We start from the raw sequence: 16,253 nt of genomic DNA on the forward strand, positions 1-16,253 counted from the left end.
TCCCCTACTCTTCATCAACTAATTTAATATCAAGACCTAGTTCATCACGAAGACCTACGTAGCCTTCTTGCTCCAGCTTTTTAGCAAGATCAGGACCACCATCTTTTACAACTCTGCCGTCCATCATGACGTGAACCACATCTGGAACGATATAATTTAATAATCTTTGATAGTGAGTAATCATTAAAGCGCCAAAATTATCACTACGCATGGCATTTACACCGCGTGAGACAACACGAAGCGCGTCGATGTCAAGGCCTGAGTCAATTTCATCAAGAATGCCAAAAGTAGGCTTAATCATTAACATTTGCAATATCTCATTACGTTTCTTTTCACCACCAGAAAAGCCTTGATTAAGATAGCGTTCAGTCATTGAATCATTTATATCAAGTAAAGCCATGTTCTTATTAAGCTCTTTAATGAAATCCATGATAGGAATTGGATTGTCCTTTGGACGACGAGCATTAATTGCGGCACGTAAAAATTCCGCATTCGTAACTCCAGGAACTTCAGCCGGATATTGCATTGCTAAAAAGAGTCCTTTTCTAGCTCGTTCGTCAACTGTCATATCAAGGACATTTTCACCGTTTAAAAGGATTTCACCTTCAATAACACGATATTTTGGATTGCCCATGATTGTTTCAGATAAAGTTGATTTACCTGTACCATTTGGACCCATAATGGCGTGAATTTCACCTGTGTGCATAGTAAGATTTACGCCTTTTAAAATTTTCTTGTAGGCTTTCTTTTCTTCGTCTTTAACTTCAACATGTAAATTTTTTATCTCTAAAGTTGCCATTTTATCTCCCGAATTCTAAAAAATACATCTCTAACGTTAACGCTAATTGGAATTGTTTTTAAGACTTGACTTTTAAAAAATATTTGCTTCACCTACAATTTATAGTGAGTACTGGTAGCTTTAATATCTACATATAGTTATTAACTCATTTAATAAAAAAACACAGTATCAAAATATCAATTATTTCAATACAGTGTTTATCAAATATTTTTGAAAACAAAAAGCTCACCCATTCCCGGGTGAGCTTTTCAGATTATTAATAATGTCTACGCTTGCGTGCAGCTTCTGACTTCAATTTTCTACGAACACTTGGTTTTTCGTAGAATTCGCGCTTGCGGTATTCTTGTAAGGTACCACTTCTTGAAACGGAACGCTTGAAACGACGAAGAGCATCATCAATAGACTCGTTTTCGTGAACGATTGTCTTAGCCATGTGTGATCCCTCCTTCCATTTCTTGGCGTCACGCCATACATTTACTTAAATTATACCAAACAAATCTTAAGGGTCAACACAATTTTTAAATATTTTTTGAAAAAGTTTATCTTTACAATATCGGTTGTTAATCCGCTTTCATTAATAGTATAATTATTCACAGAAAGAGGTGCTGATATGGCAGATACAAAAGACCAACTCGAATTAAACATTATCATTATTTCCGATGCTGCTGGTGATACTGCATTTAGCAACGCTACTGCGGCTGCTGCTGAATTTCCAAAGGCTAAAATTAATTATCGTCGTTACCCATTTATTACTAATGAAAAGAAATTGGATGAAGTTTTACAAGAAATTGAAAAATATCCAAATCTTGTAATCATCTACAGTTTAGTAAAAGATGAAATGCAAATGCCTATTATCAAGTTTGCACGTGAACACAATATTCAATGCGTCGACATCTTCTCACCTGTAGTTGAAGCTATCCAACAGACTACTCACATGACCCCTGATCAAAAGATCGGTGCTCAACACAGTTTGAACCAAAAGTACTTCGATAGAATATCCGCAATGGAATTTGCCGTAATGTACGACGATGGCAAAGACCCTAAGGGCTTCTTGGAAGCTGATGTAGTTTTACTTGGTGTATCTAGAACTTCTAAGACTCCACTTTCATTGTTCTTAGCTAACAAGAACTTGAAAGTTGCTAACTTACCACTTGTTCCAGAAACTCATATTCCAAAGGAAATTTACGAGATTGATCCTAAGAAGATTATTGGTTTAACCAACGATCCATCTGTATTGAATGAAATTAGACGTCAAAGAATGATTTCATACGGCTTAAACCCAGACACTAGCTACTCAAGCATGGATTCAATCAACAAAGAACTTGAATCAGCTCAAGCTTTATACAAGAAGTTAGGCTGTTACGTAATCAATGTAGCTCACCGTTCAATCGAGGAAACTGCCGCATTGATTCTTGAACACTTAGGTATTGATGACTACGCTAAGTAATAAAATTTTTATTTTAAACAGGACTGAGAAGTATTCAGTCCTGTTTTTCTATATTTTGGTAAGTAGAAACAGTTTTGTAACGGTTACGTAAAACTACTGCGCTACAATAATTCTGGTCACATAAAGAAAGGAGATATTCAGGTACATCCTGATTTAATATAGATGAGATTTAAAAAACAATTAATCACTTTATTAGGCGCAGTGTTATTAGGTTCAAATTTAAATGTATCAACTGTAGTTGCAGCTGATGCTGCAGTTGACAGCAATACAACAACAACAACTACTACTGAACCAGAAAAAAAGACATACAAATGGACTTACCCATTCAAGGCTTGTGACAAGTACGGTGTACGTCCAATGTCCAAAGCGCAAACTTTCGGGATGACTGATTATATGCGTTCTGTTAACCCACCTTCATACTTCCACGATGGTTGGGACTTCGGTCACTCAGAAGTTGGCTACTCACCTGTTTACGCTATTCATGAAGGTACAGTTAAGAAAGTTGCTTATGGTAGCGGCTTAGGCTGGTTCATTTGGGTTATCAGTCCAGATAAATATGTAGAAATTTATCAAGAAGGCTTTAACAACAAGAGTGATATTTACGTCAAGGCTGGTCAAAAGATCAAAGCTGGCCAAAAGATCGGTAAATTAACTGGCTCTCACCTTCACTTAGGTTTGACTAAGACCACTAAGAAGTACATTAACAAGAATGGCTTCCCATGCAATAACTGGAACGTTGACAATGGTACTTGGCTAAACCCAATCAGTACTATTAAGAAGTACATTAACAAGAAATAATTAAGTAAAAGAATCATCAAAAATTTTGGTGATTCTTTCTTTTTTGTCATATAATTAAAAACAATTAAGATTATTAAATGGTATTTAAATTAGAAAAGGAGAATAATATGAATAAACATTCAGACACAGCAATCTTTGCTGGCGGTTGTTTTTGGTGCATGGTGGAACCTTTCGACACCGTAGATGGCGTAAAAAAGGTCGTTTCTGGCTATAGCGGTGGTCATGTGGCTAATCCTACCTACGAAGAAGTTTGCAGCGGCAAAACCGGTCATACAGAAGCAGTCAAAATCACTTATGATCCAAGCAAGATTTCTTATGAAGAACTTTTAAATTACTATTGGCAAGTAACTGATCCTACCGATGCAATGGGCCAATTCCAAGATCGTGGCGATAATTATCGTCCTGTCATTTTTTACAATTCTGAAGCACAAAAAGAAGCCGCTGAAAAGTCTAAACAAGAACTTGCTGAAAGCGGTAGATTTGATAAGCCAATCGTGACTCAAATCGAAGAAGCCAAACCTTTTTACCCTGCTGAAGACTACCATCAAGGTTTCTATAAAAAGAATCCTGAAAGATATGCATTAGAAGAAGCCGGTGGCCGTGCTGATTTTATTAAAAAGCATTGGGATAAATAATTTTATTGGTTGGTCCCTGCCCTTATTTTTGTTAAACTTAGTATGCTAAAAACAATAAATATAGTTTGTATTTAAACTAAGGATTGACGCTATATGGATCAATTAGATAAATTCAACAGGCGCTATAACTTCTTGTCTAAGTTATCAGCGGCCCTCTTTTACTCAATTGCTGTGGCGGTTGCGTTAAACTTCTTCTGGACGCCAGGACACATGTACTCATCCGGAATCACAGGTTTTGCGCAGTTAATTAACACTGTCAGTGAACGATACTTACCATTCACGCTGTCCACCTCAATCATGTACTTCGTCTTAAACTTTCCATTGTTTATCTTGGCTTGGGTTAAGATCGGACATAAATTCACGTTCTTTACGATTGTGGCAGTTGTCCTAGGATCAATCATGATGCATGTCATTCAACCATTGCATATGGATCTTGATCCTGTTGTCTGTGCGATCTTCGGTGCGACAATTAACGGTATTGGTACTGGTTTTGCACTTAAGAACGGAATTTCAACCGGTGGGCTGGACATCATAGGGATCGTTATTCGTCAAAAGACTGGCATTAGCTACGGTAAGTTTAATATCTTTATTAACTTAATCATTATTGCCGCAGCTGGTTTCATGTTTGGCTGGACAAGAGCTTTATACTCTGCTTTAACCATCTTTATTAACGGCCGTGTAATCGATGCTGTTTACACGCAACATAAGAAGATGCAGGTTATGATCGTAACTCAGCATCCCCAACACATCATTGATGGTATTCAAAACAGAATGCACCGTGGAATTACCATTTTGCACGATGCTGAAGGTGCCTACAGTCACATTGAAAAGACGGTTTTGATCACTATTATCGACCGCTACGATATGTATGATATTCGTCAAATTGTTCAAAAAGCTGACCCATACGCCTTCATGAGCGTAAGTGAAGTTGAAAAGGTATACGGTCGCTTCAAGGAGCAAGAGATAGTCTAGAAAAGTAAGACAATTGAATATTTAACAAAAAACTCATATTGGAAGAAATTCCATTATGAGTTTTTATTATCTCTCGACTTTTATCTTCTCTACTATACTTAAGATATAATAGTTTTAAAAGGTTAACATTTCGGATAAATTAAAAACAACCTAGTATCATCATAAAGAGGATCAAAATGGCAATAATATTACTAATTTTAATTGCAATAATTATCTGGTTGTTAATTAAAATTTACGACTACAAAAAATAAATACCAAATTATCTAAACAAAATAACGAATTAGCTGAGAGAATTAAATTACTAATTGGCACTTCTCAACTCCATTCTGAAAATTCGGATGAGAAATCAAGTCAAGGCTCAGAAGACAATAAATATGCGTCAATACCTCCTACACCTTTTAATGAGAAAAATGCAGCAGCTTGGAAAAAATATGAAGATGAGCAATCGAAAGTTTGGACCAAATACCGTAAAATGCAAGAAAGCCAACCAGATTATGATAAACAATTTGGTAGATCATTTGATTATCCTAAGTACACCGCCAAATATGATACAAATACAGATTTTAGTTTGCGTGAATTACTTCTATTAATTTGGTGGGGCAAAATCAAAAAAGGTAGACTTACCACCGCTAAAATCCCTAAATATTTTATCTTTACCTACAATTTGAATGTACCAAAAGTAACTCAAAAATTTATTGATAAAGGTTGGCTTGTTCAAGAAGATGACAGATACTTCTTATCAAAAGAAGCAAATCAAGTTACAGACTTCTATAGTGATCTATGGGAAATGCATCAAGCGGACAACTTTCCTATTTGCCTAGATGAAGATTTTCCTAATTGGAATCATGGGAAATTACTCATTACCTTCTACTAAGAATGATATAGATTTTCAAAATAAATTAATTGATTATTATCACAAACTGGAATCATTCTACAAAAACAATCCAAAGTTCTTTTCTGATAAACAAATGCAAAATAATCATATTCAAGAGATTGAACAATCAGTTATAGAAGCTCAAAATGTGATTGATAAGAACAAAAAAATAATTAAAGCTATTGAATAAATAAGAATATAGAAAGGACTATCATGAGCTCATATTACGAATTAATTTGGAAAGAAAATGAACTAGATTCATACTCAACCGATAAACTTAACTTCATTTTTAATACGATCAACCATCCCTTCCCTGTTAGTTACCGCCAAATGTACTCCAACCGCTTGGAATGGCAAAAAGCTGTTAAGCATCACAACGATCTTATTCAAAAGGTAAAAGACACTATCAATACTCGCGACGACATCCACGATGTCAGAGAGGCCTGGCTCAAGCAACATGACAACGCTAAAACCACTACAGAAGATGGCTACACTATTGAGCAAATCGCCAATAAGTTGCCACATTTAGCTAACCAACTAGGAGCTTTCATGGAAATCGAAAACATCGAAATCAAGTACTTCGATGACGATTTCAAGCCGCGTTACGATTTAAACGACTTTAAAGACATCTTCAAAGAAAACTATAAGGATAGTGGCTTTAAGCAAACTGGTATGACTAAAGATGCCCTGTTGAAACTATATCCGCAAATTAACAAACAAGATCTCGAAAATGTCTTAGAAATGGCCGACTGCGAGCCAGAAACAGAAGATGGCGTGGAAGTCATGCCTTACTGGTATGCGGTAAACGCCAAAAGAATGCTTGTTGATGGCGATAGCTTCACAGAAACTTTTGATAATTAAACATCTAAAAAGACAACAGTTCAAAAAATCTGCTGTCTTTTTTACTTTCAATTGACTCTTGGATTTTATCCTTTAATGCTATAATTAATAAAGAAAAACTAGAATAAAAAGTATATTGAGATACTTTTTGCAAAAGGAAACAACATTGGGATCTTTATTATTAGCCGTCATCTATTTAGCCTTTATTAGTCTGGGACTACCTGATTCGTTACTTGGGTCCGGTTGGCCAGCAATGCAATCAAGTTTAAATGTACCGAGCTCTTATGCAGGCTATATTTCAATGACTATTTCTTTAATGACTGTAATTTCATCTTTATTCAGTCCACATTTAATCAAAAAAATGGCCGTCAAGTGGATTGTCATTATTTCAATCACTTTAACTGTATGTGGTCTATTAGGGTTTTCTTCTGTCAACCAATATTGGCAATTACTTGTTTGGGCAATACCTTATGGTCTAGGTGCCGGATCAATTGATGCCGCCCTAAATTATTACGTTGCAAGTAATTATTCTCCACGGGTCATGAACTTCTTGCATTGTTTCTATGGTGTAGGAGCCGTAATAAGTCCAAATATCATGGCATTTGCTTTACTCAAAGCTAATTGGCATGCGGGTTACCTATGGACTGCAATATTACAAGGATTTATCTTATTCGTTTGCATCATTTCTCTGCCACTATGGAAAGTTAACGAGAAAGCTAATGTAGACAGTGAAACCTCTGAATCAGTCGGCATCATGTCCTCATTGAAGGTACCTGGCGTGATTTTTACTTTATTTGCCTTCTTTTTTTACTGTGCAGGTGAAGCCACTTCTTTTTTATGGACATCAAGTTATTTTGCCGGTACTAAAAGCAATATTAATTCAGAGCTCATTGCATCATTTGGTTCTTTGATTTTTGGTGGTTTGATGTTAGGACGACTAATTGCTGGTTTTATCTCTCACCGCTTATCTGATAGAAAGCTCATTCGAATTGGTTTAATCACAGAAGCCATTGGAATTTTATTAGTGCTTATTCCATCATCTCAATACTACTTAGCAGTAATCGGTTTTCTAATTATTGGAACAGGCATGGGGCCTATCTATCCGGCTATCCAACATATGGCACCAGCTAACTTTGGTAAAAAATTTGCGGCAGCCGTAATTGGATTACAAATGGCATCTGCTTACATCGGTAGCACCTTTATGCCAATGATCTTTGGCTTTATTCAGCAAAAAACAGGCATTTGGATTATGCCATATTACTTAGCATTCTTTGCCTTACTAAACTTTATTTTCCTAGAACTGGCATATCGTAGAATTGCAGTATACAAAAATAAATAAATTATCCTTTAATCAAAAAGTGACTTTGAATAAAAATTAAAGGTCACTTTTCTTTTTATTCAATTATTTGTACGCCGTGTTCATCAGGGTGTAAAACAAGCGTATTAGCCTTTAAGTCATGCTTGTTAAGTCCTGATAAAAAGCCTTTGACGTGCTTATCTTCAATCCAAGTCATAATCGTTGAACCTGCACCACTAAGGTAGGTTGTTAAAGCATGCTTTTGATGAGCTACTTCTCTTACCTTCAAAAGCTCTGGTACCAATTTTTCACGATATGGTTCATGGAAAACGTCTTTCTCCATCAATTCTCCGGCCATCTCATAGTTCTGGGCAAACAAACTAGCTACGAGCGTATTTGCGATCGCGGAACCATGAGTGGCCTCTTTTAATAGCAATTCTTTTGGTAAAACGCCCCGCGCCTTCTTGGTTGGTAAATTATAATTAGGCACATATGCTACCAAGCTATATGGAGGAAGTGGAGCTTTTACCGCATCAAAATGATTGTCTACTTCGGTTCCTACCACTAGACCACCTAAAATCGTAGGAGCAATGTTATCAGGATGACCTTCAATTTGAGCACCAATCTGGACTTTCTCTTCATCAGACAAGCCTAATTTGCCAAAATGATCAGCTAATTCGATTCCTGCGGCAATTCACTAGAACTGCTACCCAAGCCGTGAGCAAGCGGAATATCGCTATTCACGCGCAAATGAAGTGGCTCTAATCCTGGATAAACGGTGAGCGCCGTCTTCACGATCAGATTATTTTTATCATGAGGAATCTTAGGCATTACATGGTCAACTTGAAAACGATCTGAAATACTTAAGACCTCTACTTCTAAGTAAAGTGAAACGGCCATCCCTATAGAATCAAATCCTGGCCCTAAATTTGCCGTTGAAGCTGGTACCTTAATAATCATCTATAACTCCCCTCACAATCGTTATAAGATCTTGTAACTGGCTCTCAAATATTTGTCTTGAATTGCTAAGTCTTGCAATTGTCTGCGACTTATTTCTTCAGTTTCAAAAGATAAGTAATAAGGATACTTGACATCCTCTGAACTGGTCAACTTCATCGTTCTAGAGAAATTACTGAAGGGTTTGCCATTAGTCTGTTTGACAAAGTTGCTGGTTTCCGAAATTACATCACTCATTACGGAATTGGCAGTGGCTAAACTACCTGCACCTGGTCCAGTAAAAATCGCTGTGCCAAGACTTTGACTCTTAATTTGCAGAGCATTAATTCATTTTTAATATGCACCATAATCGCATTATTAGGCAAAAGACACGGCGCAACTTTCACAAAGAGCTTACCTGCAATGTTCTTGGCAATGCCGATTAGCTTAATCACATAACCCATTGCTTGTGCCTGTTCAATATCGAACTTTTGCAAGTGATTGATCCCTTCAATAGTGAAATCATTAATACTAATCTTGGTACCAAAGGCAAACTTGCTCAAAATGACAATGTTGTAGGCAGCGTCTTTTCCAGTGACATCGTTAGTTGAATCAGCCTCGACAAAATGTAATTCGTTGTACCGTTGATGATTCCCTGAATTTCTGAAATCTTATCACTAGCATAAGAGGTGCTAAGAGTACGCAAAATAGGAATACTGCCTGCTACACTCGCATCGTACATCAAATCGCACTTATTTTTAGTAGCCAAGGCAATAAGTTCTGAACCAAAAGTAGCCATCAAGTCCTTGTTGGCAGTAACCACATTCTTGCCTACATTTAATGCATCAGAGATGTATTCCTTAGCGGGATGCAAACCGCCCATTAATTATTTTAATTTCTGCATCATGCAAAATATCATCAAAGTTAGTCGTCAATTCGACTTCTTTAGCCATATTTTGGTGCTTCTTAAGATTACAAACAAGGGCTTTTTTAATAACAATCTCTTCTCCACTTGTTTGTTTAATCTTTTTTTGATTATTTTTAATGATTTTTAAAACACCGGAACCAACGGTTTCTAAACCAAGTAATGCGATTTTGATTGCCATTTTCCTATATCCCTCTTTTTTAATGAATTTCTTATTTTTATGATTGTAACACATGGGCAAAACAAGTTACAATGTTAAATAAATATATTTATCACTTAAATAAGAAGAGGAAGATTTGTATGAAATATCGTAGTACTCGAGGCGCAAAAGACAATGCGTTAACTTCACCAGCCGCAATCATCCAAGGGTTGGCCCAAGATGGTGGACTTTATGTACCAGTAGATTTTCCAAAAGCTAATTTTCAACTAGAAGATTTACTTAAGTTATCTTATAAGCAAATTTCAGCAATGATCATTAGCTTATTTTTTGATGATTTTTCTAAGGATCAAATTAAATCTGCAGTAATCAATGCTTATAGCGAACAATGGGACGACCGCAGCATTGTGCCAATTGAAAAACACAACGATAATTTTTACATGGAACTCTTTCACGGTCCAACTTTAGCTTTTAAAGATATTGCTTTGCAGATGTTACCACAGCTAATGACACGTGCAGTACAAATTGAGAAAATCGATCGTGACATCATTATCTTGACTGCTACTTCTGGTGACACCGGAACTGCTTCAATGCGCGGCTTTGCTAACCAAAAAGGTACACGCGTCATCGTCTTCTATCCTGAAGGCGGCATTAGCCCTGTCCAACTTAAACAAATGCTCAGTCAACACGGCGACAATTTGGAAGCCATCGCGATCAAGGGTAACTTTGACGATGCGCAAACTGAAGTAAAGAAGATTTTTAACGATGAAAACTTCAGAAAGAAACTAAACCAAAACGGTTTCCAATTCTCATCTGCTAACTCAATGAACATTGGTCGTCTTGTTCCTCAAATTTCTTATTACCTTTACACTTATGGTCAATTGGTTCGCCGTCGTGAAATCAACTTGGGCGACAAAGTAAACTTTACCGTACCTACAGGCAATTTCGGCGACATTTTAGCTGGTTACTATGCAGAAAAACTCGGTTTGCCAATCAACAAATTGATCTGTGCTTCAAATGAAAACAACGTTCTTACTGACTTTTTTGCCAAAGGTGAATACGACAAGCGTCGTAAGTTCCATTTAACTAACGCACCAGCAATGGATATTTTAGTTTCAAGCAATCTAGAACGACTTTTATTCGATTTATATGATGAAGATAATGAAAAAATTGCTAGTCTAATGAATCAATTAACGCAAAGAGGTCATTACCAAGTCGACAAAGAGGTCTTAGACAAATTACAAACCATTTTTGCGGCTGGTTTTGCCACTGAAGATGAAGTAAAAGAAGAAATTCACCGCGTCTACAATTATGATCGCTACGTAATTGATCCTCATACTGCAGTAGGTTCATACGTTGCTCAGCAATATAAGAGCAAGACAAACGATCAAACACCAATGGTGATTGTGTCTACTGCTAGTCCTTATAAGTTCCCTGAAACCGTTTATGAGGCTATTACAGGTAGAGTTTGTCCTCAAACTGGCGTAGCTGCTATTAAGAAGTTGCATGATGAATTGGGTGGTCAATTATCCATCGGTGTACGCACCTTGTTTGACCACGAACCACACGTTGAAAAAGTAATTGATCCAGTCAACATGGAAGCAGCTATCAGTTCAATTTTAGATTTAAAGTAATTCATTTAGAGGAATAGATATGAAAGTTGTTAAGTTGGGCGGCTCCTCTCTAGCTGCCGGAAATAGTGTCGATAAAGCACTAAACATCGTCAAAAACGATCCCGAACGCAAAGTTATTGTAGTATCCGCACCTGGAAAAAGAACTAGTGATGATATTAAGGTGACTGATTTACTAATCACTTATGCTTGCACTAGTTTGAGAAGCAATAATTATCAGGATATCGTTAATAAAATTTACAGCGCTACGAACTAATTGCCCAGTATTTTGATTTGCCACAATCAGAGCTAGCTGAAATCAAGCGTATGCTGTTAACCTTGCCACAATTAGATTATCCTAATGCCGATTATCGGATGGCTCACGGTGAGCGTTTAAACGCTATTTTAATAGCTAAAATTTTGCAGCATCAAGGTATTAAAACTCGCTTTCTTGAGCCAAAAGATGTGGGCTTAATTGTTACTGGTACGCCGAATAATGCTGAAGTTACCCTGAAACCTACGTTAATTTAAAACGTGTCAAACTCAATGACGATGAACGAGTTATCTTCCCTGGTTTTTATGGCATTACGCCTTCTGGCCATATCGCTACTTTTTCTCGTGGTGGTTCAGATATTACAGGGGCAATCTTAGCTCGCGGTCTTAATGCGGCTCTATATGAAAACTTCACCGACGTTGACGCAATTTTCTCAGCTAATCCGCACATTATCGATCAGCCAAAGCCAATCAAAAAGATGACTTATCGTGAAATGCGTGAATTGTCCTATGCTGGCTTCTCCGTCTTTCACGACGAAGCTCTAATCCCCGCCATTCAAGGCGAGATACCAGTTAATGTAAAAAATACTAATCATCCAGATAAGCCAGGAACTTTGATCGTACCTGAAGACGGTTTTGTTCCTAAGCACACAATTACCGGTATCGCTGGTGGTAAAAACTTTGCGGCCCTTTATTTGAGAAAATACATGCTTGATAAAGGCGCTGGTTTTACCTTAAAATTAATGGAAATTTTCAACCGTCACCATGCTTCTTACGAACACATGCCATCTGGTATTGATGATTTGACCGTTATCTTTAAAAAAGATGCCTTAAGCGATCAATTGATCGATGTCATTTGTAACGAAATTCAAACCAGTTTAAATCCTGATCAGATGCAATGGATTGACGACTATGCCATCACGATGGTTGTTGGTGAAGGTATGAAGGACAAGTTGACTCCATGTGCCAGCATTCTCTACCCTCTTGGTAAGAAAGATATTTCTATTCAAATGATCAACCAGGGTGCATCCCAGAAAACTTCATCAGCAAGTAGAACTTAACATAATTTTATCAATGTAAAAAGCAGAGCTTTGCTCTGCTTTTTTGTTAATTCAAAATAATTTTGCGTAGTTTTCTCGTTAACACGCCTTGTTTCTCCAGCAAGGCAAACTTACGTGACAAAGTTTCCGGCGTAGTTCCTAAATATAATGCTAGATCCTTCATCTTTAACGGTAAATTAAACGTCTTTTTACCAACTTTTACCGCATATTCTTGTAAATACTCAGATAAGCGCTCTTCAATTTTAGGCAAAGACAACAGATCTATTTGCCTTTGCATTGTTTGCATCTTAGTCATACTTTGCTCAAGCAACTTAATGCTTAGCATAGGCTGCTTTTTTAACAGATTTAAAAAGTCTTGCCTGTTCAATAGACAAATCTTACTATTTCCCGTTGCTTCGACATAAATAGAGCCATCATTTTTACCAAGTAGCCAGTCTTCACCAGCATAATCACCTGTATGAAGAATCTGCGTAATATTTTCATGACCATTTTTATCTAAGCTATAAAGCTTGGCACTCCCATATGCGACAATGACTAGATTATTGCCGGTCGGATCCATTACTAGTTCACCCTTTTGATAGTTCTTCTTTCTTACCAGCTTTTCTATCTCTAACTGATCTGCCTCATTTAAAGTATTAAATAATGGAACCAAACGTACACATAAATCTGCCATTTTCTTCACCTTTTAACTAAAAATCGTCATCATCATCGTCTTCTTCATTATATAGTCCTTCACGCAAATCATGGCCTAAGAAGTTTTGCGTAAGACGAATTTGCTCCTTAATCCAAGCTAATAAATTGGTTAAGTTTTGAGCAAGCTCTGGCCAATCTTCTTTTTCAGCTAAAGCAATTGCCTTAGTAATAAATAAAGTTTGTGTATCAAAGTCTTTAACTAAGGCAAAGAGTTGTGCATCCCCATAATCGTATTTATCTGCCCCATTTTCTTCTAGCATGGTGAATTCCTTAAATTGGTCAGTAGTTGTAGGGATGCTTTCACCGTTATTAACTAACAAGTGATTCAACTGCTCGAATTCTTCTTTTTCAAAATCTAACCATTTCTTAGCATTTTCGCTTAAAAACAAACTAGCTGCACCCCTAGCAAACAAACTAGCTTGATTAATTTTTAATGAATGAATAGCCAAATTAGCAATAATATGGCCCGTCATTGCGCCTGCAGTCGGAGTATGATGATCAATATCACTCTGTTTTAACTCTGCTTGATACTTTTCTTCTGCGTTCATTTTTAAATATCCTTTTCCTTAACACCTTTAACTTCGTAACCCATCTTTTCAATGGCGCTTTTAATTTCATCTGAATTAGTTTTAGTCGGATCCATTACGAACTTTAATTTTCCAGCGTTAAATAAAACCTTAATATCGTCTGTTCCAGGAGTTTCCTCTACAGCCTTTTCAATTTTAGTTAAACAAGATGGGCAAGTCATGCCATCTAACTTCATCATTACTTTCTTCATAACTTGAACTTCCTTTCTCGTGTTTCTCGTGTTTATGGTAAAGCCTAATTCAGATTCAAAACTTGATGATCATCAAGTTATTAGCGATTTTTCAATAATCTCATACCATTTAAAATGACTACTAAAATACTCAATTCATGAACTAGCATCCCACTAGCCATCTCAATATAGCCCACGAATAACCCAATGAACAAAATCAGAACAGTTAACAAAGCAAGCGCAATATTCTCATTCATATTTAGAATCGTTCTCTTCGATAAAGAAAAGGCGTAAGCTACTTGCTTTAGATCGTTTTTGACTAAAACAATATCAGAAACATCAACAGCTACATCTGTACCATTACCAACAGCAATTGCGACATTAGCGCTAGCTAAGGCTGGTCCATCATTGATGCCATCACCAATAAACGCGACCTTGTTTCCCTTTTGTTGCTCAGCTTTAATAAAAGTAGCTTTATCGCTAGGCAACTGCTCTCCGTGAACTTCATCAAGTGGTAATTCAGTTGCAATTTTTTCTGCTGTTTGTTGCTTGTCACCAGACAGCATAACTAGCTTCTTAATGCCAAGTTTCTTCAGTTTTAGCAAAGCTTTTTTGGCTTGTGGACGAAGTTGATCCTTGATCCCGAATATAGCTAGCAAACTTTGATCTCGATTTGAAAAGACAACAATCGAATCGCCCTGGCTGCTTAAATCATCTGCAATTTTTTCCAATTCAGCATTCTTTTTAGTATTTTCTTCAACCAGTTGTAAATTGCCTACAAAATACTTCTCTTGTTCATATGTAGCAATAACTCCCTCACCTTTAACAGTCTCAACCACTGCATCAATGACAAAGGGATCCATCTTTGCAATCGTATTAGCTAACGGATGATTGCTCTTCTTTTCAATCGCGGCAGCTAGTTTAATAATCTTGGCTTTATCTCCATTTAAAACTCTTACAGCACTTACTTCTGGGTGACCAATAGTTAATGTGCCCGTTTTATCAAAAGCAATTTCGTCAACTTTCCGCATCTCATCCATAACTTGTGAACCCTTAAACATAATGCCGTTCTTGGCACCATTGCCTATACCAGCCACTGTAGAAACAGGCACGCCAATTACTAATGCACCAGGGCAACCAAGGACCATAATTGTGATCGCTAACTTAAAGTTGCGTGTAATCACACCTACAATAAGAGCTATGATTAAAATAAATGGCGTATAATACTTGGCAAAACGATTAATCAGCTTTTCTGTATGAGACTTAGAATCCTCGGCTTCTTCAACTACTTCAATGATTTTGCCAAAAGTAGTGTCCTCACCAGCCGCCGTAGTTTCAACCGTTAAATTACCATTTTCAAGCATAGTGCCGGCATAAACTGCATCTCCGACACCCTTATTTACTAATCTAGACTCACCATTGATACTAGCTTCATCCAAATTGCCACTACCACTAATAATCTTCCCATCTACTGGCACTTGGTCCCCAGTTTTAACGACTACTTGATCGCCAGAATCGATAAAATCAACATCCTCTTCTTCGGTAGACCCATCCTCTTGCACTACTAATGCTGTTTGTGGAGCCATACTAGCCAAATCAGAAACTTCGGATCTTGTCTTTTTAAGCGTAAAATCTTCCAGAACTTCGCCCAGCATAAAGAGCCAAGTAACGATTGCGGCCTCATTGAATTCACCAATAATAAAAGCACCTATCACGGCTAAAGAAACTAAGACATCAATTGAAATTAACTTGACCTTCAAGGATGATATAGCAGTTAAAATTATCGGAATTACGCCAATTACACCGGCAACTGCCATCAGAATTTGATATAACAATGTTAATTTGAATACCCACTTAAAGATTTCAGCTAAGATAAGCAAAATAGTAATTGTTATTAAGATCTGTCTTTTATATTTGATAAAAAAGCGTTGAATTTTAACCATAGATGTTCCTCCTCATTTCATTAATTAGTTTAAAAGAGCAAACAAAATCACAACTTGATCAGCGTCAACTTTTTCTTAGAATTCTTTAGCAATATATTACCTTTTGCCTAACAATTCTTAATTTTTGTCCTGTATATTAAAATCAAACAAAAGAAAGGAATGAGGGCATTGTTTAAAGTACTTCTATCCGCAATGATAGTTTTAGGCCTCATGGCTATCAGTTTCGTTTTAATTAA

17 protein-coding genes and 3 pseudogenes are annotated in these 16,253 nt (G+C 36.8%); 10 read left to right on the forward strand and 10 right to left on the reverse strand.

Annotated elements, in window-relative coordinates; translation table 11 throughout:
- Window positions 1-4 precede the first annotated feature (4 nt).
- Window positions 5-799: a Fe-S cluster assembly ATPase SufC gene (sufC, locus tag LA20531_RS00895; protein WP_056940381.1), complete on the reverse strand. Its 795-nt coding sequence runs from the start codon at window positions 797-799 to the stop codon at window positions 5-7.
- 256 nt (window positions 800-1,055) lie between these two features.
- Window positions 1,056-1,232, reverse strand: coding sequence for a 30S ribosomal protein S21 (rpsU, locus tag LA20531_RS00900; RefSeq protein ID WP_002880182.1), 177 nt, complete (start codon window positions 1,230-1,232; stop codon window positions 1,056-1,058).
- 177 nt (window positions 1,233-1,409) lie between these two features.
- Here rpsU and LA20531_RS00905 point away from each other — a divergent pair, with 177 nt between their 5' ends.
- The 8 genes from LA20531_RS00905 (at window position 1,410) to LA20531_RS00940 (ending at window position 7,704) form a co-directional block, all read left to right on the forward strand.
- On the forward strand, window positions 1,410-2,246 hold the full coding sequence (locus LA20531_RS00905; RefSeq protein WP_056940380.1) for a pyruvate, water dikinase regulatory protein: 837 nt from the start codon (window positions 1,410-1,412) through the stop codon (window positions 2,244-2,246).
- A 162-nt stretch (window positions 2,247-2,408) separates the two neighbouring features.
- Complete coding sequence (locus LA20531_RS00910; RefSeq protein ID WP_056940379.1) at window positions 2,409-3,044, forward strand: M23 family metallopeptidase; 636 nt, start codon at window positions 2,409-2,411, stop codon at window positions 3,042-3,044.
- 107 nt (window positions 3,045-3,151) lie between these two features.
- A complete protein-coding gene (msrA, locus tag LA20531_RS00915) occupies window positions 3,152-3,679 on the forward strand; it encodes a peptide-methionine (S)-S-oxide reductase MsrA (RefSeq protein WP_056940378.1) in 528 nt (175 codons plus the stop codon).
- A gap of 93 nt (window positions 3,680-3,772) precedes the next feature.
- On the forward strand, window positions 3,773-4,651 hold the full coding sequence (locus LA20531_RS00920; RefSeq protein WP_056940377.1) for a YitT family protein: 879 nt from the start codon (window positions 3,773-3,775) through the stop codon (window positions 4,649-4,651).
- 472 nt (window positions 4,652-5,123) lie between these two features.
- Window positions 5,124-5,525, forward strand: coding sequence for a hypothetical protein (locus tag LA20531_RS11425; protein WP_236704171.1), 402 nt, complete (start codon window positions 5,124-5,126; stop codon window positions 5,523-5,525).
- Entirely contained in the window at window positions 5,497-5,715 is a 219-nt protein-coding gene (locus tag LA20531_RS11430) for a hypothetical protein (protein ID WP_236704170.1), read from the forward strand. The genes LA20531_RS11425 and LA20531_RS11430 overlap by 29 nt, the downstream gene beginning before the upstream one ends.
- A gap of 23 nt (window positions 5,716-5,738) precedes the next feature.
- The gene (locus LA20531_RS00930) at window positions 5,739-6,386 is read left to right on the forward strand and encodes a hypothetical protein (protein ID WP_014565915.1); all 648 of its coding nucleotides are present in this window, start codon (window positions 5,739-5,741) and stop codon (window positions 6,384-6,386) included.
- 127 nt (window positions 6,387-6,513) lie between these two features.
- Window positions 6,514-7,704: an MFS transporter gene (locus LA20531_RS00940; protein ID WP_236704169.1), complete on the forward strand. Its 1,191-nt coding sequence runs from the start codon at window positions 6,514-6,516 to the stop codon at window positions 7,702-7,704.
- Window positions 7,705-7,759: 55 nt separating this feature from the next.
- On the opposite strand, the pseudogene thrB reads toward LA20531_RS00940, so the two are convergent.
- The 4 genes and pseudogenes from thrB to LA20531_RS11450 all read right to left on the reverse strand — a co-directional run bounded on the left by thrB (window position 7,760) and on the right by LA20531_RS11450 (window position 9,704).
- A pseudogene (gene thrB, locus LA20531_RS00945) lies at window positions 7,760-8,622 on the reverse strand (homoserine kinase).
- A gap of 21 nt (window positions 8,623-8,643) precedes the next feature.
- The gene (locus tag LA20531_RS11435; RefSeq protein ID WP_236704168.1) at window positions 8,644-8,856 is read right to left on the reverse strand and encodes a hypothetical protein; all 213 of its coding nucleotides are present in this window, start codon (window positions 8,854-8,856) and stop codon (window positions 8,644-8,646) included.
- Window positions 8,857-8,901: 45 nt separating this feature from the next.
- Window positions 8,902-9,481 (reverse strand): annotated as a pseudogene (locus LA20531_RS11445) (homoserine dehydrogenase); the annotation flags it as partial.
- Window positions 9,459-9,704, reverse strand: a complete 246-nt coding sequence (locus LA20531_RS11450) for a hypothetical protein (protein ID WP_224430301.1) — start codon at window positions 9,702-9,704, stop codon at window positions 9,459-9,461. The pseudogene LA20531_RS11445 and the gene LA20531_RS11450, both read right to left, overlap by 23 nt.
- 119 nt (window positions 9,705-9,823) lie before the next feature.
- Between LA20531_RS11450 and thrC the strand changes: the two genes are divergently transcribed.
- Window positions 9,824-11,314, forward strand: a complete 1,491-nt coding sequence (gene thrC / locus LA20531_RS00955) for a threonine synthase (RefSeq protein ID WP_056940375.1) — start codon at window positions 9,824-9,826, stop codon at window positions 11,312-11,314.
- A gap of 19 nt (window positions 11,315-11,333) precedes the next feature.
- Window positions 11,334-12,597: pseudogene (locus LA20531_RS00960) on the forward strand (aspartate kinase); the annotation flags it as partial.
- A gap of 73 nt (window positions 12,598-12,670) precedes the next feature.
- On the opposite strand, the gene LA20531_RS00965 reads toward LA20531_RS00960, so the two are convergent.
- The 4 genes from LA20531_RS00965 to LA20531_RS00980 all read right to left on the reverse strand — a co-directional run bounded on the left by LA20531_RS00965 (window position 12,671) and on the right by LA20531_RS00980 (window position 16,017).
- A complete protein-coding gene (locus tag LA20531_RS00965) occupies window positions 12,671-13,297 on the reverse strand; it encodes a Crp/Fnr family transcriptional regulator (RefSeq protein WP_056940374.1) in 627 nt (208 codons plus the stop codon).
- 16 nt (window positions 13,298-13,313) lie between these two features.
- Complete coding sequence (locus LA20531_RS00970; RefSeq protein WP_056940373.1) at window positions 13,314-13,865, reverse strand: hypothetical protein; 552 nt, start codon at window positions 13,863-13,865, stop codon at window positions 13,314-13,316.
- Window positions 13,866-13,867: 2 nt separating this feature from the next.
- Window positions 13,868-14,095 (reverse strand): heavy-metal-associated domain-containing protein, encoded by a 228-nt coding sequence (locus LA20531_RS00975; RefSeq protein ID WP_056940372.1) that lies wholly within the window; start codon window positions 14,093-14,095, stop codon window positions 13,868-13,870.
- Window positions 14,096-14,175: 80 nt separating this feature from the next.
- Window positions 14,176-16,017, reverse strand: a complete 1,842-nt coding sequence (locus tag LA20531_RS00980; protein WP_056940371.1) for a heavy metal translocating P-type ATPase — start codon at window positions 16,015-16,017, stop codon at window positions 14,176-14,178.
- Between the last annotated feature and the right edge of the window lie 236 nt (window positions 16,018-16,253).

Origin of the sequence: Lactobacillus amylovorus DSM 20531 (genome assembly GCF_002706375.1) — a bacterium.
GTDB lineage: Bacteria > Bacillota > Bacilli > Lactobacillales > Lactobacillaceae > Lactobacillus > Lactobacillus amylovorus.